Here is a 16,892-nt window from a genome sequence, read left to right as displayed (position 1 = left end):
GCGGAGATGCCATAATACGCGTAACTTGTTGCACAACAGCAGTGAGCAGGAAGCACCACCCGCCGATACACCCCAAAGGCGGGAGTAGCCAGCCTCGCAAGGACGCGAGGCACGACTTAGGAGCACCAATGGCGATGACAAGGACGGAAGAAGACCTACTCGGAACAGCTGAGGTTCCGGCGGATGCGTATTACGGCATCCACACCCAGAGAGCAATCGACAACTTCCACATCAGCACATCGACGATCAACGACGTGCCCGCTATGGTGCGGGCCATGGTTCAGGTGAAGAAGGCCGCCGCGCAGGCCAATGGCGAACTGCGCACCATCCCCTCTGACATCGCGAAAGCGATCGAGGTTGCCTGTGACGAGATTCTCGTCAATGGGCGCTGCATGGACCAGTTCCCCATCGACCTTTTCCAGGGCGGCGCGGGAACCTCGGTCAACATGAACACGAACGAGGTTGTTGCCAACCTTGCTCTCGAATCGATGGGGCTCGAGAAGGGCCGCTACGACGTCATCAACCCCAACGATCACGTCAACAAGAGCCAGTCGACGAACGATGCCTACCCGACCGGGTTCCGCGTCGCTCTCTACACGAGCGTGGAGTCGCTCTGGCACGAGGTCGATAGCCTGGCAGATGCTTTTGCCGCGAAGGGCGACGAGTTCGCCGACTTCTTGAAGATGGGGAGGACACAGCTCCAAGATGCGGTGCCCATGACCCTAGGCCAGGAGTTCACGGCGTTCTCCGTCCTTCTGCGCGAGGAGGTCCGTCACCTGCACCGCATGGCCGAGCTCCTTCTCGAGGTCAACCTCGGCGCCACCGCGATCGGCACCGGCCTCAACACCCCCGAGGGCTACTCCGAGCTTGCCATCGCGAAGCTTGCCGACATCACCGGCCTTCCCGTCGTTCGTGCAGCGAACCTCATCGAAGCGACGTCGGATGCTGGGGCGTATGTATCGATGCACGCGGCCCTCAAGCGCGTCGCAGTCAAGCTCGGCAAGATCTGTAACGATCTGCGCCTCCTCTCATCCGGGCCGCGGGCCGGCCTCAACGAAATCAACCTGCCGGAGATGCAGGCGGGTTCGTCGATCATGCCCGCCAAGGTCAACCCGGTCATCCCCGAAGTCGTCAACCAGGTGTGCTTCAACGTTATCGGCAACGACATGACGGTGAGTATGGCGGCGGAAGCCGGCCAGCTGCAGCTCAATGTCATGGAGCCCGTTATCGCCCAGGTTCTCTTCGAGTCGATCTCGCTTCTCCAGAACGCGACAGTGACTCTCAAGGACAAGTGCGTCACCGGCATCACCGCCAACCCCGAGGTTGCTCTGCACAACGTTCTCAACTCGATCGGCATCGTCACCTATCTCAACCCGGTGATCGGCCACCACAATGGTGACCTCGTCGGCAAGGAGGCGGCACGCTCGGGCAGGACCGTGAAGGAAGTCGTCTTGGAGATGGGGCTTCTGGACGAGGCCCGCATCGACGAACTCCTGTCACCCGAGGCTTTGAAGAACCCCGTCTACCAGGGCAAGCTCTTCACCGACGACAACGATGATGAGGCTGGAACATCATGATGATTGCACTCGAATTCGCGATCGTTCTCGCAGCGATCTTCATCGGTGCCCGGCTCGGCGGCATCGCTATCGGTTTCGCCGGCGGTCTCGGCGTGCTTGCGCTCGCCCTCCTCGGCGTCACACCCGGCGATATGCCTTTCGACGTCATCTCGATCATCATGTCGGTTATCGCAGCGATTGCCGCGATGCAGATGGCGGGGGGTATGGACTACCTCGTCAATCTTGCCGAGAAGGTTCTGCGCTCGAATCCGAAGTATTTGACGTTCCTCGCTCCCCTCGTCACCTATCTCATGACCGTCATGGCAGGCACGGGACATACCGCCTTCTCGACCATGCCCGTCATCACCGAGGTCGCGAAAGAGAACAACATTCGCCCCTCACGCCCCCTATCGATTGCTGTCATTGCGTCACAGATGGCGATCACAGCATCTCCGATCTCGGCCGCCGTCGTATTCTTCGCCGCTCTCCTCGAGAGCGAAGGAACAGGCGTCTCCTATATCGATCTCCTCGCCATCGCCATCCCAGCCACCTTTATCGCCTGCATGAGCACCGCGGCGATCATGATGGCTGTCGACAAGGTTCGCGGCACGTCGGAGCTGTCCACACATCCCGAGTTCCAGCGCAGGCTGGCTGCCGGAGAGATCGAGATGAAGGGATCCCAGACGCGCGAGCTCCCCAAGGGTGCGAAGCTGTCTGTCCTCATCTTCGTCCTCGGCCTCGTTGCCGTCATGTCGTACGCGACTGCGATCAGCGAGAACGTCGGCCTTATCTCCGATCCGGTCATGGGCCGCGATCAGGCGATCATCTCGATCATGCTGTCCGTCGCGGCGCTGATCGTCATGCTCTGCAAGGTCCCCACGGCATCGATTCTCGGCGCCTCCACCTTCAAGTCGGGCATGTCCGCCTCCATCTGTGTTCTCGGTGTGGCGTGGCTCGGGACAACGTTCGTCTCGAACCACGAAGAGCTCATCATGGAGACCGCTGGCGACATGCTCAGCGACTACCCGTGGACTCTCGCCATCATCCTGTTCTTCGCCGCGGCCCTGCTCTACAGCCAAGCCGCCACGACGAGAGCACTCATGCCGACAGCGTTCGCCATCGGGGTCTCCCCCGTCGCCGCGATCGCAGCGTTCCCCGCGGTGTCTGCTCTCTTCGTCCTGCCCACCTACCCGACACTGCTCGCTGCCGTTGAGATCGATGACACTGGCACGACAAGGATCGGGAAGGCTATCTTCAACCATCCCTTCCTGGTTCCAGGAGTCATCAACATCGCTATCGCGGTCGCTTTGGGCTTCGTCTTCGGAGCTCTCCGCGGACTCTAGCTCTCCTCACAGACAGTGGCTGGATGAGAATGTCTCGTCCAGCCACTGTCATGTTGTGTAGCTCTAGAACCGATATGTCGTCTGCCAGCGCGTCGCGTAGTCTTCGATCTTCCATTGCCCAGCGACCTGTCTCACGCGATAGGTCGGCTGGAGTCGCGTCTGTTCGATGGCTCGCGTATCTAAGCCACCTGCACCTGTCACCTCAGCCTCGAAGGTGATGCTGTAGGTGAGAGAAAGAGTGTCCTGCTCCCACGTCAGTGACGTGAGGGTCACCTGGAGGTTCTGGACTCGGCTGGCATTGACGGGAACGCCTCTGTCCCATCCGTGATCCGTGTAGAGCAAGGCGAGAGAATCGTTCGTGTCGGTTTCGCCGAGGAGCGCGCTCCGAATGAGGTCTGGCGATAGAAAAAGCTCTGCGTGTTCGTCCAGCCACTGCTGGGCACCTTCTGTCGTGTAGTCGAAGGCCAGCTCTGATGTTGCAAGCTCTTCTGCCGCGAACCGGGACGTCATCGTCACGGCTTCACGAATATCGCTATCGGTGAGATGCTCGCCCACCTGGAGGATGCTCTGGTCGGGAACCACGTCTGCCGTGTCGAGGAGGAGACGATGGAAAGAATTGCCCGTTGCGGGTCCGATTGAGAATCCAGGGTTGAGCGGATCAGCGGCCTGTGGGTTCTCGGAGGTTCCGCCGATGCCGCTGCCAGATCCACTGGTGAGACCGAGGGACGTCGGATCGAAAAGTACTCCCGCTCCCTCGGAGACTGACGCTCCCACAGACTCCAGGTGTCCTGTGTCCTCCTCCGCGACCGCTCCGCAGCCAGCGAGAAAAAGCACGGACAAGGCAAGAACTCCTCGACGCTTCATGGCAACCTCCCCTCGAGAGCAAGTCTAGGAACCTTGGTGTCTTCGCTCTTTCTGGCGAATGGGGAGCCCTCTCCCGCAGGCATCCTTGCGGCGCACAAGCGGAAGCCCTACACGCCGATCTATCTCCATGTTCGGGGCGGTGTGGGATAACGTTGGGTACGTGAACACTAATCCACGGCTCAGCTATCAGCGGCGTCTCCAGCAGCGGCAAACCGTTGTCTTCGGGAGTATGGCTCTCGTTCTTGCTCTCCTCATGCTCCTCGGCCTGCTGTGGTTCTCCGGTATCCTCCCCATTCCGTTCAATAGGGACTTCACCGCATCGGAGGAGGAGCAGGGCAACGTGGTCCCCTGCATGCCCGAGGGAACGCTCTCTGTTGAGAACTCCTCCATCACCGCCAACGTTTACAACGCCTCGAACCGGACGGGGCTGGCAGGGAGCGTTGCCGGCAGTCTCACCGAGCAGGGCATCACCATCTCTGATGAACTGAACTGGGGCGGGACGGAACCTGCCGAGCCGGTCGTCATCTATGCCGCTCAAAGCGCACTGCCGCAGGCCTACACAGTGGCGCGCCTATTCCCGGAGGCCGTTGTGCTCCTTGACGGTACGGCGACAACGGAAGTGCTCGATATCGTCCTCAGCAGCAGCTACACGAACCTTCTCCCAGCGGAGGAACTCGCAGCACTGGCTGGCGGCCAGGAGCTCACCAATCCTGAGAATTGCGTCGTCGTCGAACGCTGACTCGACTCACTGCCGTCACGAGGTGGCGGCTCTGCGCGGGACCGAGGATTGATTCGCCTACGAGTTGTCGGCGATGACCCGGAAACGCTCGACAACAACCCTGGATCCCTTGGAGACCGTGTCTCGAAGGGCGGCCCAGTCTCCGACTTCTGCACGGCCGTCCAGCTCGTCAGGGCCATAGACGGAGACGTCCGTCGTTCTCAGAAGCGCAGCAGGGGTGCCGTCCTCCCAGAGCAGGATTGATAACGCCCCGACGCGGGGCAGATCTTCATGGTCTGTCTCGAGGGACGTGAGGACGGTCGACTTCGACTCGAGAGCAGCCGTCACTGTCTCATCGTCCAGAGACCACGCTGGAGGCGTGAGCACTGACTCACGGTCAGGCCCCGTCACAACCTCGAGGGGGTTGATCCGGGCCTTGATAATTGCATGGCTCCAGAACGATTCGATGTCAGTCATCCGCGTCTTTTTCCCGCTCGAGCCGCTCGCGCTCCTCTTCTCGGGCTTCCTCCGCGGCCGCTTCCGTCAGCTTCCGGACGGCCTCGCTGTGCTCGAGTGACTCCTGGATGTAGTGAGTCGTGAGGACGCGCGAAATAGAGTTCACCATGAGGAACGCACCCAGGCCTGCACCCCAGCGGGCCTTTTTGCCCTTCGCCTGCAGTGCACCGACAAAGACTGACCCGCCGAGTGCCGCCTGGATCGCTGCCGTCGCACTCATGAGGCCCGGATTGCCGAGGTAAAGCTTGCGATAGTTCTCCCACAGCTTCGGCGTCGCGACACCATGGCCGGAGATCTCGAGCGCCACGACCTGGCGGATGGTGTCAGACAGATTGGCCTGCTTGAACACCTCCGCGTCGGGAATCTCGGCGACGTCGAGACGTCCTTCGAGCACGTCGAGGATTTCAGGGCCGAGCCCCATCGCCTGCACGAAGAAGGCGGGTCCCATCGTCTTCGACGACAGGAGTGCCCGACGCACGTCTCCTGCGGATCCCTGATCGATTTCGAGCACGCACCGGCGGGCGATAGCACCCGCACCAAGGTTCTCGTCAGCGAACTCGAGGGCCGCCTCATAGTCCGTCATCCAGTCCATGACAGGGAGCTGATCCTCCCACGTCCACGTGAGAAGCCTCTGATTGTCGAGACCGAGCGTCAGCAGAGGGGCGTCATCTCCCTGTGTCCTCAGGGTCAGATGGTAGACGGGACGAGGGAAGATCATCTTCTTCACGTCGACTGCCTTCGCTGCGACGAGGACGCGCACGTTGCCATGCGGCATCACCGCCATCGGCACCTTCGTCACCGCTGCGATAGCAGGAACTTCCGCCAACGCGAGATCCGAGATCATGAGGAGCGGCGCGTCGGGCAGTTCCTCCGCATCCTCCTCATCCGAGTCATCGGCAGCATCCTCCGGTGTGCGGACTCCGGCCAGCCCCTCCTCGAAGACCGCGATGTCAGCCTCCACGTCGGGTGCGACCGAGCCGAGGTTGATATCGCCGTAGCGGATCTCGTCCTCGATGACGATCTGGACCTTGCGCAGCTTCTGATCCATCGTGTCGACAAGCTCGGACAGCGGCATGCCGGGGATGACATAGCCGTCTGCGTCGAGGACTGCCACGCGGCGGCGCCTGCCTGTCACGGCAAGCTCGATCTCGTAGTGGCCGTTCTCGACATTGTGTCCGCGTGCGAGGACTCGTTCCTCGCGAAAGAACTCCTGGAATGCTTCCTCGTTGAACAGCTCAGCATCGAGGCCATAGATGTCCCCGCTGACGGGACGCCACATCGTCATTTCGTACCCTTTCGACGGCGGCAGTCCACCTCGTAGAGGGCGATACCGGTGGCAACAGCCGCGTTCAACGACTCCATCTCCCCCGAGATCGGGATCGAACAGATCTGGTCGCACGTGTCGCGCACGAGTCTCGACAGGCCCTTGCCCTCAGAGCCTGTCACAAGGACGAGAGGCATGTCGGCCAGCTCGAGCTCATCGAGCATGACATCGCCCTCCCCAGCGAGTCCGACAACGAAGAAGCCTCGTGATTTCAGGTCCTGGAGCGAACGGACAAGGTTTGTTTCGCGGGCGACCGGGACACGGGCAGCCGCACCGGCCGACACCTTCCACACGGTGCCGTTGACACCGGCAGAGCGGCGTTCGGTGATGAGGACGGCGTCCGCGTTGAAGGCCGATGCTGACCGGAGCACTGCGCCCAGGTTGTGCGGGTCGGTCACCGAATCGAGAGCAAGAATGAGTCCTGTCCGATCGGAGGCAGCAATGTCGTCAGCGACCGCTTCGATCGTCGTGTAGTCGTAGGGCGGAACCTCGATGGCGATGCCCTGATGTGAGGCTTTCTCCGTCATGATGTCGAGATGACCGCGGGTCACCTCGATCACGGGAGCGCCGCGTTCGGCCGCGGTACGGGCCGCTTCCTCCATCCGCTCATCCGTCGTGTTTCCCGTCACGATGAAGACGCGCGTGAGCGGCACATCGGCACGGACGGCCTCGACGACCGCGTTGCGTCCGACGATCAGCTCATGGCCGGGCTCGAGCTTGAGATAGGAGGGGAGCTTGCCGCCGGCACGAGCGATCTTGATCGCCTCTGCCCGCTTCTCCTCAGCCTCCTTGGCCTTCACTCGCGCGTGCGCGGGATGGTATTCGCGGTCGACAGCTTTCGGCGTGGGGCCGCGGCCTTCAAGCCTGCGGCGGCGCACACCGCCGGACCCGACTTTCGGGCCCTTCTTATTGGCGGGGCGATGATTGTTCATGAGTTCTCCTTGACGTGCCAACGCACGCCATCGGCGCCGTCTTCAACATTGATTCCTGCTTCGGTGAGAGTGTCGCGCAGACTGTCTGCCAGCTCCCAGTTCTTATCGGCTCTTGCCTGGGCGCGACGATCGAGCACGTCCTGGACGAGGACACTGAGCGCCTCGTCGTGCGAGTTCCCGCCAGCATCGCGCCACTGCTGCGATCGCGGGTCGAGGCCGAGGACGTCGAGCATCGCCCTGATCGTCACCTGGGCCTCTGCCACGGCCAGATCGTCGCGCGCCGAGAGCGCGACGTTCGCTCTCGTGATGTGATCGTGGATCACTGCCATGGCGGCCGACACGTTAAGATCGTCGTCCATGGCTTCCCTGAACTCGACCGGCAGCTCGCCCGCCCCCAGCCCGGCGACAGCATCGCTGTCCGCCTCGCCGACGGTTTCGGCAGCCCGCGCGAGGAAACCTGAGATCCTCTCCCAGTTGGCGCTGGCTTCGGACAGGGTCACGGGTGAGTATGCGACCGTCGAGCGGTAGTGAACCGTTGTCAACGCGAAACGGAGGACAGGCGCCGACACGTTCTTGAGAATCTCGGACACGATGAGGGAGTTCCCGAGGGACTTGCTCATCTTCTCACCGTCGACCGTCACCCAGGCGTTGTGCATCCAGTATTTTGCGAAGCTCCTGCCTGCCGCATGGGATTGCGCCTGCTCGTTCTCGTGGTGGGGGAAACGGAGGTCGATCCCGCCGCCGTGAATATCGAAAGCGTCGCCGAGGTAGCGTCCTGCCATGGCCGAGCATTCGATATGCCATCCGGGACGACCGCGCCCCCAGGGGCTGTCCCACGCGGCTGTCTCCGGCTCACCGTCTTTCGGAGCCTTCCACAGTGCGAAGTCGTGCGGATTGCGCTTATCAGTCTCGACATCGTCCTCGTCGACCGTCATATTCCTCAGGTCTTGGCGGGTGAGTGAACCATAGTCAGGCAAAGACTCCACGTCGAAATAGACGTTGCCGGGGTTCCCCGCATAGGCGTGGCCCCGGTCGATGATCGTGCCGATGAGGCTGATCATGTCGGTGATGTGGCCGGTCGCCCGTGGCTCGTACGTGGGGGGCAGGACGCCGAGAGCCCGGTAGGCTGCGGAGAACTCCTGCTCGAAACGATAGGCCCACGCCCACCACTCCCAGTCGGCTTCGGCAGACTTGGCAAGGATCTTGTCGTCGATATCGGTGACGTTCCGGACCGTCGTGACCTGGTACCCCGATCTGCTCAGCCACCGTGCGAGAACGTCGAAGGCCAGCGCCGACCGCAGGTGTCCGATATGAGGGGAGCCCTGTACGGTGGCCCCACAGAGGTAGATGCCCACCTTGCCGGGGACACGAGGCTCGAACACCTGTTGGGTTTTTGTCGCTGAGTCATGAATTTCCAGAGTCACACATCTAGGCTACCTGTCTCCGCCCACTATTCGACATGTCTGACGGGCGATACTTTTCCCCGTTGTTTCGTTTTTGTCAGCGTTCACGCGCTACGGTGCATGAATGAGCACTACGCAAGACCGTTCGATGCGGAAGAAAGTCACAGCATGGGCGCTGTGGGATTGGGCCTCCGCTGCTTTCAATGCCGTCGTCACAACGTTCGTCTTCTCCGTCTACATCGCCGATGCTGACCTCTTCGGGGACAACGCGAACGCATCGCTGGGATGGACGATGACGGCGGCCGGGATCTTCGTCGCCATCATCGCCCCCGTAATCGGGCAGTCCACCGACCGCAGCGGCAAGAGGCGCGGCCTCATCGCGTTCACAACATCCGTGACCATCATCGCCACCGCAGCCCTCGCCTTCGTTCGCCCCGACGAGTCCTACCTGTGGCTCGGCCTCCTGCTCCTCGCCATCGGCAACATCGCCTTCGAAACTGGTTCCGTTGTCTACAATGCGATGCTGACCGACATCTCCACACCGAAGAACATCGGCAAGATCTCCGGCATCGGCTGGGGTCTCGGCTACGTCGGCGGCATCGTCCTCATGCTGTTCCTCTACGTCGGCATCATCGGCCCCGAGGTGGGCTGGTTCGGCGTCACCTCCGGTGACGGCATGAGCGTGCGAGTCTCGATGGTCCTGTGCGCCGTGTGGACGCTCGCATTCTCGCTTCCCCTCATGCTGACAGCGGCTGATACTGAGGCGAAGACGACCAGCAGGGTCGGCATCATCGACTCCTACCGCATGCTCTTGAGATCTGTCGCCCGGCTGTGGCGGACCGACCGCTCGATCGTCTGGTTCCTCATCTCCTCCGCTATCTACCGAGATGGTCTGGCGGGTGTCTTCGCTTTCGGCGGGGTCCTTGCAGGCGTCGCCTTCGGTTTCGATAGCGGCGAAGTGCTGATCTTCGGTATCACCGCGAACCTTGTTGCCGGGATCGCCACCATCAAGTTCGGCTACATCGATGATCGTGTGGGGTCTCGCCCCGTCATCCTGTTCTCTCTCGCCTCCATGGTGATCCTCGGCCTGCTCATCTTCCTTCTGCACGACCAGGGGAAGATCGTGTTCTGGATCGCGGGCCTGCTTCTGTGCATCTTCGTCGGCCCTGCCCAGGCAAGCTCCCGCACGTATCTCGCCCGCATCATCCCGCCCGGGGAGGAGGGTGAGATCTTCGGCCTCTACGCGACAACGGGAAGAGCGGTCTCGTTCCTCTCCCCATTCATGTACGCGACAGCAATCTCGATCGGCGCGATTCTTCTCGATTCCTCGAAGAAAGACGCCGCCTACTTCGGAATCCTCGGCATCGCCATTGTCCTGTTCGCGGGATTCGCATCGTTCCTCAAGGTCCGCCCGGCAGAAGAGAAGCTGACGGACTCCGCGGCCTGACCTCTCGTCAGCGGGTGAGGAGCGCTGTTGAGAGGGCGCCGATCCCTTCGACGCGGCCCAGCGCACCGAGATGGTCTGTGGTCGTCGCCGCGATCATGACGGGAGCGCCAACGAGCCTGCTCATCGCGTCCTGCGCCTCGATCTTGCGGGGAGCGAACCGCGGCTTCTGCCCAATGATCTGTATCGATATGTTGGCGACATGCCAATCATCTGCCAGCACGAGGCGTACCGCTTCGCCGAGCAGCGCAGCACCGGAGGCTCCCGCCCACTCGGGTCGATCCGTACCGAAGACTGTGCCGAGTTCACCGATTCCTGACGCGATGAGGAGAGCATCGGCTGCTGCATGAGCTGCGACATCGGCGTCACTGTGTCCTGCCAGGCCTCCTGTCGGTGCGAACTCGAGGCAGGCCAGCATGAGCGGACGCGGCTCGGTCGAAAACGCGTGAACATCGAGCGCAGTCGCCACTCTCATGACTGTCCCTGGAGAAGGAGCTCCGCAAGACGCAGATCCAGCACGGTCGTGATCTTCATTGCCATGTGGCTCCCCTCGACGATGACGACATCGTGGCCGGCGTGTTCGACCAGGATCGCGTCGTCCGGCGCACCATCAGCGCCCGGCCACCGTGTGGCGTGTGCGGCTCGAAGCACGTCTCCACGGAATCCCTGGGGTGTCTGCACGGCCCTCATGACGCTCCTGTCGAGCGTGTGGACGATCGGTTCGTACGGGGAGCCCGGCTCCACCTGCTTAATCGTATCGGTGACGGGGATAGCGGGAACGGCACCTGCGTGACCGGCGCGGATCGCGTCCCGCACGCGCACCATCACTGCCGGCGGGGTCAAGCATCGGGCCGCATCGTGCACGAGAATGATGTCGGCATCGGCCACAGCATCGATGCCGTTCTTGACGGACTGCTGCCGGTGATCGCCGCCCGCCACGATCGTGACGTCGGCGCCCACAAGTGCCGAGAACACGTCCTCTGTTCCCGGGGGGATCGTGACCACGATCCGGTCAGCAATGCTCGAGGCGATCACGCCGTCGAGAGCATGCTCGATAAGGGTGCGCCCTGCCAGCGGCACAAGCGCTTTCGGCATGTTGAACCCGAGACGGGTCCCCATGCCAGCGGCCGTCACGACAACGGCGGTCGTCATCTCAGCCGAGAATCTCGTCGAGGAGGTCCGATGCTTCTTCCTCGTCGATGTCCTTCGCGAGAGCAACTTCGGAACCGAGGATCTGGCGTGCCTGCATGAGCATGCGCTTCTCTCCGGCCGACAGGTGGCGGCCCTCGTCGCGCCTCGTGAGGTCGCGAACCACTTCGGCGACCTTGATGACGTCACCGGAGGTGAGCTTCTCGCCGTTGGCCTTGAACCTGCGCGACCAGTTCGTGGGTTCCTCGACCGTCTCCTCACGGAGCACGGCGAAGACTTCCTCGAGCTGGGCGTGGTTGGACACGTCACGGACGCCAACATCTTCGATGCTGGCAGCGGGGACCTGGATAACAAGGTCTCCCTGGATGACACGGAGGGTCAGGTACTTCAGCTCTTCGCCGTCGATGACCTTCGTCTCGATATCTTCAATGTAAGCAGCCCCATGGTGGGGGTAGACAACAGTCTCGCCGATCTTAAGCGACATAAATGGAAAGCCTTTCACGGATGGAGCCCGACTAGAAACCTATTCTATCACCTCCGGAAAATAGCCCACTGGATTCCCGATATCTCGCCGTTTTAGGCGGTCCCCGTGGATAATTTAGGCTACCCTGGGGAACTGACAATAGGAGGACATGTGAAACTTTTGCGACTCACCGCCGCCGGTGCCCTACTCGTGCTCGCCTCGTGCTCGACGACAACCGAGGCCATCACCCAGAAACCGTACGCACCCTCGGATGGTATTCGCGTCCACCTCGACTCAGATGTGGTCTTCGAAAACCTCATGATCCTGTCCGATGGTTCGGGCGAGGGCATCCTCTACGGGTCGATCAACAATCGGGGCGGGGATGATGTTCGGGCCGTGATCGTCAGCGACGCACTCGATGAGTCTTTCGCTGTCGACGCCGGCTCCTCCATTAACCTCGGCACTCTCGCCGACATCGAAGATGGCAACCTCGTGACCGTGCGGGGCGACTTCGTGCCGGGAACGAACGTCCGGTCGACCGTCAGCGCGGGCGGAGCGGAATCTGCCGCCGCGATCCCCGTGATCTCAGCATGCTCCCCCGACTATGTCGACGCCTTCCCGGATGCGGAGTGCGACTGATCTTGTCGGTGGAACATCAGGACGGGGCGCTCGAGCGCCCCGTTCGTGTTCAGGACTCTGACACGAGCTTGTAGCCGAGACCGCGGACGGTCTTCAACACCTCTGGGGCGGACGGGTCGACCTCGATCTTTGAGCGCAGGCGTTTGACGTGGACGTCGAGCGTCTTCGTGTCACCCACGTAGTTGGAGCCCCAGATTCGGTCGATGATCTGGCCCCGCGTCAAGACTCGGTTCGGGTTGCGGAGGAACAGTTCGAGGAGCTCGAACTCCCTCAGCGGCATCGGTGCAGGTTCCCCATCGATCGTCACCTCGTGGCGATCGACATTCATCGTGATGCGGCCGATGCTGATCGTCGCATCAGCCTCCTCGTCTCCTTCGACCCCGCCGCGACGCAGGACGGCTCTCATGCGAGCGACGAGCTCCCGGTAGGAATAGGGCTTGGTGACGTAGTCATCGGCACCGATCTCGAGCCCAACAACCTTGTCTATCTCCGAGTCTTTGGCGGTCAGCATGATGACAGGGACGTTCGATTTCTGCCGAATCTGGCGACACACCTCCGTCCCCGACAGGCCCGGCAGCATGAGATCGAGGAGCACAATATCGGGATGGATGCGGGAGAACATGTCGAGTGCTTCTTTCCCGTCTCCCACGGCAACGATGTCGTAGCCGTCCCTGCGGAGATTGAACGACAGCGTATCGCGATAGGACGCTTCATCCTCCACGAGGAGAATCAGGGTCATTCGTGTGCCTCTTCCTCTTCAATGTTCTGCACTGCGGGGGTGACGTCGGGGACGATAAACGTAAAGGTCGAACCTTTGCCCGCCTCGCTCCACAGCATGACGCGGCCACCGTGGTCGGCTGCCACATGCTTAACGATACTCAGTCCGAGCCCGCTCCCGCCCTTGTCTCTCGTCCGAGCGTCGTCTCCCCGGTAGAAACGCTCGAAGACACGATCCTTCTGCTCGTCGGGAATGCCGGCGCCTTGGTCGACGACGGCGATTCGGACCTCCCCTTCGTGGCGGGATACCCCGATAGAGACTCTCCCACCGGGATTGGAATAGCGGATCGCGTTGTCGATAAGGTTGCGGATCGCGGTGGTCAGCAGCGCACGATCGCCGACAACGCTGACCTGTGGCGTCGGGACGGCAACGATCGTCAGGCCGCGACTCTCAGCCTCGATCCGGCATCGGTCGATAGCCTCAGACACGATGTCGTCGACATCGACGAGTTCACTGCTCGCAAGAGCGGCACCGTTCTGCACCCGCGACAGCTCGATAATGTCCTGGACGAGTGACGCAAGCCGCGCCGATTCGCGCTGGAGCTTCTCCGCAAAGGTCACCACATGCTCGGGTTCGTCTGCACAGTCCTGGATCGTTTCCGAGAGCAGCCCGATCGCACCAATCGGGGTCTTCAACTCGTGGGAAATGTTGGCCACGAAATCGCGCCTCGTCTCCTCGAGACGCTTCGCTTCTGTTGTGTCGAAGAACAGTACGAGCGTACGCTCCCCGCTCATGGGAGCAACCCTGACCGACAGCACGACTCTCGCTGTTCCGGAGAATGATCGCCGGAGTGAGAGCTCGAGGTCTTTCACGTCCCCCGTCTTCGCGACCTCTTGCACGGCCGCCACGATTTCGGAGCGGATGATGCGGGACCCGCGAACAATGCCGAAAGAATACGCCTCCGTCGAGGCCTTCTCGACATCTCCCATGCGTGTCAGGAGAATGTGCGCTTGGGGGATGGCGGCGAGGAGCGACTGGACGTCGCGGTCGGCAAGTTCAGACGACATCATGTCGATGTCCTCCTGCGAGCGCAGGGAGCGCAGCCGCGTCGACGCCAGGATCCATCCGGTGAGGATGCCACCGATGATGGCGAGGAGGAGATGCGGGATACCGATATCAGGCATGCCTTCACAATAGACAGGTTTGGCGAGCCATACCCCTCTCGATTCCGCGTTGACGACGAGAGTTCACCTCAAGACCACCAAATGTTAACCGAGCTATGATGAAGTGAGGCTCGGATATCTACGACCACCGGCGACAGGAGTTCACGTGCGCGAGATCTTTAGGCAAGAAATGCAGCAGCTCGGCGACGACCTGCTCAAGCAGGGCCGCGAGGCGGCGCGTTCGATGGAGCGCGCTACCGAGTCCTTGAAGGACGCGAACATCGCGCTTGCCGAGCAGGTGATCGATGCCGACAAGAGGATCGATGCTCTCGAGCGCAACCTCGACGAGATGGGGATTTCGCTTCTGGCCCGCCAAGCGCCCGTCGCCGCAGACCTGCGTACCGTCGTCTCGGTTCTGCGTATCTCCTCGACGCTGGAGAGGATGGGAGATCTGGCCCGGCACGTCGCCTACGTGGCACGCGGACGCTACCCCGAGCGCGTCAACTCCGGCCCCGTCTACGAGCTGCTGGTCAGCATGGCCGAGCATGCAACCGTCGTCGGCCAGCGCGTCGCCGAGCTCCTCGACACGCACGACCTGTCTTTGGCGGAGCGCATCGAAGAGGAAGACAACATCCTTGATGCCCTGCACCAGCAGTCGTTCGGCCTCGTCCTCGACGAGTCCCTCGACCTGAGCCGCCAGGAGCTTATCGACACGGTCCTCCTTGCCCGCTACATGGAGCGCTTCGGGGATCACGGCGTGTCGATTGCCCGCCGCATCACCTTCCTCGTCACCGGCGTCCTTGCCGAACGGAACGAGTCCATTCGCGAGATCGCGGAAGCATCCGAAGGCCAAAGCTGACGATGACTGAGGGGGCCGGTTCGTCTGAACCGGCCCCCTCAGTCACAGTGTCTTACTTGCCCTGGTTGGCAACGGCTGCGATTGCCGCCTTCGCCGCCTCGGGGTCGAGGTAGGTGCCGCCCGGAGTGATCGGCTTGAAGTTCTCGTCAAGCTCGTAGTAGAGCGGAATACCGGTCGGAATGTTGAGACCGGAGATCTCGTCGTCGGAGATGCCGTCGAGGTGCTTGACGATGGCGCGGAGCGAGTTGCCGTGTGCCGCGACGAGGACGGTCTTGCCGTCCTTGAGGTCGGCCACGATCTCATTGTCCCAGTAGGGCAGGAGACGCTCGAGGACGTCCTTCAGGCACTCGGTTGCGGGAATCGGTTCACCCGCGTAGCGGGGCTCGGAGTCCTGCGAGAACTCAGAACCGGCCTCGATTGCCGGCGGCGGAACATCGTACGAGCGACGCCACTGCATGAACTGCTCTTCGCCGTACTCGTCGCGGATCTCCTTCTTGTCCTTGCCCTGCAGAGCGCCGTAGTGGCGCTCGTTGAGACGCCAGGAGCGCTTGACGGGAATCCAGTGCAGATCAGCGGCATCCAGCGCCAGATTGGCGGTGGAGATGGCGCGGCGCAGCAGGGAGGTGTGCAGGACGTCGGGTGACACGCCAGCCTCGGTCAGCAGGGTGCCGCCGCGCTTGGCTTCTTCAACGCCCTTCTCAGACAGCGGGACATCCACCCATCCGGTGAAGAGATTCTTTGCGTTCCATTCGCTCTCGCCGTGACGGAGCAGAACCAGTTTGTAGACCATATATCTATCTTTCCATGTCAGATCAGGCGGATTCGGGACGGCAGACCTAGTCGGCCGTGTTCTCGCGGGCCTTTGCCGCTTCCTGAGCATCCAGTTCGGCTTCGGCTTTACGCTCGAGACGATCGGAATTCATCACGAGTTTCATCACCGCGACGAAGGCGCCGAGGGCGAGGATGGACGGCAGGACGGCGAGTAAGTTCTCCACGGGACTATTCTACCGGCCCAAAGCATCGAGAACACCCCGCACGAGGGATGCATCGATTTGACCGGGAGCAGAACCTTCGCCAAGGCTCGCAAATGTTGCGGCGGAGCCGCAGGCTTTCGCGGCCAGCCTCGTCCACGCGGCATCATCTCCCATCGAGATCGAGATGATGGGTCGACCGAATCTGCCTGTCAGGCTCCGCGACAGCTCCATGTGGCGCCACGTGTCGTCCGGGGTGAGAGGCTGGAATGCAATCTTGAGGATGTCGGCATCGGCCTCGACCATTGCCTGGAGGATCTCGAGGATGTCGTCGTTGCGCGGAGTCATGTCGAAATTGTGGTGCGAAGCGATGACAGGCACGCCGCTCGAGCGAGCGAGGGCAATCGCGCGGTAGGCGGCTGACCGGTTGATCTCGACGTCGATGAGATCGGGTTTCGCGGCGAGAAGCATCGTCACGGCCGTGAGATAGTCTTCCCCGCGCCCCGCAAAGGCCCCACCCTCCCGATCGGTCCGCAGCGTGGCGATCACCGGGACGTCGGCGTCCGCGAGAACGGCGGCGCAGGATTCCCAGTCCTCTGACAGATCCGCCCGCCATTCCACGATGTCAGCGCCAGATTCACGCGCCTGTGCGATCTTCTCGGGGAGGCTCTGCGGGGAGCCGAAGAGCGGCACGATCAGTGCCGTGCCGTCCGTGAGCACGCGCGGTATGTGCGGATTCATTCTTCCTCCAACATGTAGGGCCCGTCGCTCTAGGAATACCATGCGACGGGCCCCGATACTGTGGGCGCGGACGACTGTATCGCACGCCG

General features: G+C 62.0%; 19 protein-coding genes. 6 read left to right on the top strand and 13 right to left on the bottom strand.

Annotation, left to right across the window (positions count from 1 at the left end):
- Positions 1 to 128: 128 nt before the first annotated feature.
- Together aspA and H2O75_RS00825 are read left to right on the top strand one after the other, a co-directional pair.
- A complete protein-coding gene (gene aspA / locus H2O75_RS00830) occupies positions 129 to 1,577 on the top strand; it encodes an aspartate ammonia-lyase (protein ID WP_182172336.1) in 1,449 nt (482 codons plus the stop codon).
- Positions 1,574 to 2,899: an anaerobic C4-dicarboxylate transporter gene (locus H2O75_RS00825; RefSeq protein ID WP_284142897.1), complete on the top strand. Its 1,326-nt coding sequence runs from the start codon at positions 1,574 to 1,576 to the stop codon at positions 2,897 to 2,899. The genes aspA and H2O75_RS00825 overlap by 4 nt, the downstream gene beginning before the upstream one ends.
- Before the next feature lie 63 nt (positions 2,900 to 2,962).
- Here the strand turns inward: H2O75_RS00825 and H2O75_RS00820 are convergent, their stop codons facing one another.
- Entirely contained in the window at positions 2,963 to 3,763 is an 801-nt protein-coding gene (locus H2O75_RS00820) for a hypothetical protein (protein ID WP_182172332.1), read from the bottom strand.
- A gap of 160 nt (positions 3,764 to 3,923) precedes the next feature.
- Here H2O75_RS00820 and H2O75_RS00815 point away from each other — a divergent pair, with 160 nt between their 5' ends.
- Positions 3,924 to 4,502, top strand: coding sequence for a LytR C-terminal domain-containing protein (locus H2O75_RS00815; RefSeq protein WP_182172329.1), 579 nt, complete (start codon positions 3,924 to 3,926; stop codon positions 4,500 to 4,502).
- Between the two features lie 57 nt (positions 4,503 to 4,559).
- On the opposite strand, the gene H2O75_RS00810 is transcribed toward H2O75_RS00815, so the two are convergent.
- From H2O75_RS00810 to cysS, 4 genes are read right to left on the bottom strand one after another with little or no spacing between them, the layout of a single operon-like run.
- Positions 4,560 to 4,958, bottom strand: a complete 399-nt coding sequence (locus H2O75_RS00810; RefSeq protein WP_182172326.1) for an ASCH domain-containing protein — start codon at positions 4,956 to 4,958, stop codon at positions 4,560 to 4,562.
- Positions 4,951 to 6,282, bottom strand: coding sequence for a hypothetical protein (locus tag H2O75_RS00805; protein WP_182172323.1), 1,332 nt, complete (start codon positions 6,280 to 6,282; stop codon positions 4,951 to 4,953). Before H2O75_RS00805 ends, H2O75_RS00810 begins: the two co-directional genes overlap by 8 nt.
- A complete protein-coding gene (rlmB, locus tag H2O75_RS00800) occupies positions 6,279 to 7,253 on the bottom strand; it encodes a 23S rRNA (guanosine(2251)-2'-O)-methyltransferase RlmB (RefSeq protein WP_182172320.1) in 975 nt (324 codons plus the stop codon). Before rlmB ends, H2O75_RS00805 begins: the two co-directional genes overlap by 4 nt.
- Positions 7,250 to 8,677: a cysteine--tRNA ligase gene (gene cysS, locus H2O75_RS00795; RefSeq protein WP_182172317.1), complete on the bottom strand. Its 1,428-nt coding sequence runs from the start codon at positions 8,675 to 8,677 to the stop codon at positions 7,250 to 7,252. Before cysS ends, rlmB begins: the two co-directional genes overlap by 4 nt.
- Before the next feature lie 103 nt (positions 8,678 to 8,780).
- Between cysS and H2O75_RS00790 the strand changes: the two genes are divergently transcribed.
- Complete coding sequence (locus tag H2O75_RS00790; RefSeq protein ID WP_182172314.1) at positions 8,781 to 10,103, top strand: MFS transporter; 1,323 nt, start codon at positions 8,781 to 8,783, stop codon at positions 10,101 to 10,103.
- Positions 10,104 to 10,110: 7 nt separating this feature from the next.
- On the opposite strand, the gene ispF is transcribed toward H2O75_RS00790, so the two are convergent.
- From ispF to H2O75_RS00775, 3 genes are read right to left on the bottom strand one after another with little or no spacing between them, the layout of a single operon-like run.
- Complete coding sequence (gene ispF / locus H2O75_RS00785) at positions 10,111 to 10,575, bottom strand: 2-C-methyl-D-erythritol 2,4-cyclodiphosphate synthase (RefSeq protein ID WP_182172311.1); 465 nt, start codon at positions 10,573 to 10,575, stop codon at positions 10,111 to 10,113.
- A complete protein-coding gene (gene ispD, locus H2O75_RS00780) occupies positions 10,572 to 11,252 on the bottom strand; it encodes a 2-C-methyl-D-erythritol 4-phosphate cytidylyltransferase (protein WP_182172308.1) in 681 nt (226 codons plus the stop codon). The genes ispF and ispD overlap by 4 nt, the downstream gene beginning before the upstream one ends.
- A 1-nt stretch (position 11,253) precedes the next feature.
- Entirely contained in the window at positions 11,254 to 11,733 is a 480-nt protein-coding gene (locus H2O75_RS00775; RefSeq protein ID WP_182172305.1) for a CarD family transcriptional regulator, read from the bottom strand.
- Between the two features lie 150 nt (positions 11,734 to 11,883).
- Here H2O75_RS00775 and H2O75_RS00770 point away from each other — a divergent pair, with 150 nt between their 5' ends.
- Entirely contained in the window at positions 11,884 to 12,351 is a 468-nt protein-coding gene (locus H2O75_RS00770) for a hypothetical protein (RefSeq protein WP_182172302.1), read from the top strand.
- Between the two features lie 49 nt (positions 12,352 to 12,400).
- Here H2O75_RS00770 and H2O75_RS00765 read toward each other — a convergent pair whose 3' ends face one another.
- The gene (locus tag H2O75_RS00765; RefSeq protein WP_182172299.1) at positions 12,401 to 13,090 is read right to left on the bottom strand and encodes a response regulator; all 690 of its coding nucleotides are present in this window, start codon (positions 13,088 to 13,090) and stop codon (positions 12,401 to 12,403) included.
- Complete coding sequence (locus H2O75_RS00760) at positions 13,087 to 14,253, bottom strand: sensor histidine kinase (protein ID WP_182172295.1); 1,167 nt, start codon at positions 14,251 to 14,253, stop codon at positions 13,087 to 13,089. The genes H2O75_RS00765 and H2O75_RS00760 overlap by 4 nt, the downstream gene beginning before the upstream one ends.
- Before the next feature lie 145 nt (positions 14,254 to 14,398).
- On the opposite strand from H2O75_RS00760, the gene phoU reads away from it, so the two are divergent.
- Positions 14,399 to 15,091 (top strand): phosphate signaling complex protein PhoU, encoded by a 693-nt coding sequence (phoU, locus tag H2O75_RS00755; RefSeq protein ID WP_182172292.1) that lies wholly within the window; start codon positions 14,399 to 14,401, stop codon positions 15,089 to 15,091.
- A 52-nt stretch (positions 15,092 to 15,143) separates the two neighbouring features.
- Here phoU and H2O75_RS00750 read toward each other — a convergent pair whose 3' ends face one another.
- The 3 genes from H2O75_RS00750 to aroD are packed head-to-tail and all read right to left on the bottom strand — an operon-like array spanning position 15,144 to position 16,803.
- Complete coding sequence (locus H2O75_RS00750; protein ID WP_182172289.1) at positions 15,144 to 15,881, bottom strand: phosphoglyceromutase; 738 nt, start codon at positions 15,879 to 15,881, stop codon at positions 15,144 to 15,146.
- 46 nt (positions 15,882 to 15,927) lie between these two features.
- Positions 15,928 to 16,086 carry a hypothetical protein gene (locus H2O75_RS00745; RefSeq protein ID WP_182172286.1) on the bottom strand — a complete coding sequence of 53 codons (159 nt, stop codon included), beginning with the start codon at positions 16,084 to 16,086 and terminating at the stop codon, positions 15,928 to 15,930.
- Between the two features lie 9 nt (positions 16,087 to 16,095).
- Positions 16,096 to 16,803, bottom strand: a complete 708-nt coding sequence (aroD, locus tag H2O75_RS00740; protein WP_182172283.1) for a type I 3-dehydroquinate dehydratase — start codon at positions 16,801 to 16,803, stop codon at positions 16,096 to 16,098.
- Positions 16,804 to 16,892: the final 89 nt, after the last annotated feature.

It is taken from the genome of Flaviflexus equikiangi (assembly GCF_014069875.1).
GTDB lineage: Bacteria > Actinomycetota > Actinomycetes > Actinomycetales > Actinomycetaceae > Flaviflexus > Flaviflexus equikiangi.
The sequence above is the reverse complement of the archived record's forward strand: the minus strand, read 5'-3'. Positions and strand labels throughout refer to the sequence as shown.

Coding starts and splice junctions, on each gene's coding strand:
- aspA (WP_182172336.1), top strand. CDS start 129: ATGGCGATGACAAGGACGGAAGAAGACCTACTCGGAACAGCTGAGGTT.
- H2O75_RS00825 (WP_284142897.1), top strand. CDS start 1,574: ATGATGATTGCACTCGAATTCGCGATCGTTCTCGCAGCGATCTTCATC.
- H2O75_RS00820 (WP_182172332.1), bottom strand. CDS start 3,763: ATGAAGCGTCGAGGAGTTCTTGCCTTGTCCGTGCTTTTTCTCGCTGGC.
- H2O75_RS00810 (WP_182172326.1), bottom strand. CDS start 4,958: ATGACTGACATCGAATCGTTCTGGAGCCATGCAATTATCAAGGCCCGG.
- H2O75_RS00805 (WP_182172323.1), bottom strand. CDS start 6,282: ATGACGATGTGGCGTCCCGTCAGCGGGGACATCTATGGCCTCGATGCT.
- rlmB (WP_182172320.1), bottom strand. CDS start 7,253: ATGAACAATCATCGCCCCGCCAATAAGAAGGGCCCGAAAGTCGGGTCC.
- H2O75_RS00790 (WP_182172314.1), top strand. CDS start 8,781: ATGAGCACTACGCAAGACCGTTCGATGCGGAAGAAAGTCACAGCATGG.
- ispF (WP_182172311.1), bottom strand. CDS start 10,575: ATGAGAGTGGCGACTGCGCTCGATGTTCACGCGTTTTCGACCGAGCCG.
- ispD (WP_182172308.1), bottom strand. CDS start 11,252: ATGACGACCGCCGTTGTCGTGACGGCCGCTGGCATGGGGACCCGTCTC.
- H2O75_RS00775 (WP_182172305.1), bottom strand. CDS start 11,733: ATGTCGCTTAAGATCGGCGAGACTGTTGTCTACCCCCACCATGGGGCT.
- H2O75_RS00765 (WP_182172299.1), bottom strand. CDS start 13,090: ATGACCCTGATTCTCCTCGTGGAGGATGAAGCGTCCTATCGCGATACG.
- H2O75_RS00760 (WP_182172295.1), bottom strand. CDS start 14,253: ATGCCTGATATCGGTATCCCGCATCTCCTCCTCGCCATCATCGGTGGC.
- H2O75_RS00750 (WP_182172289.1), bottom strand. CDS start 15,881: ATGGTCTACAAACTGGTTCTGCTCCGTCACGGCGAGAGCGAATGGAAC.
- aroD (WP_182172283.1), bottom strand. CDS start 16,803: ATGAATCCGCACATACCGCGCGTGCTCACGGACGGCACGGCACTGATC.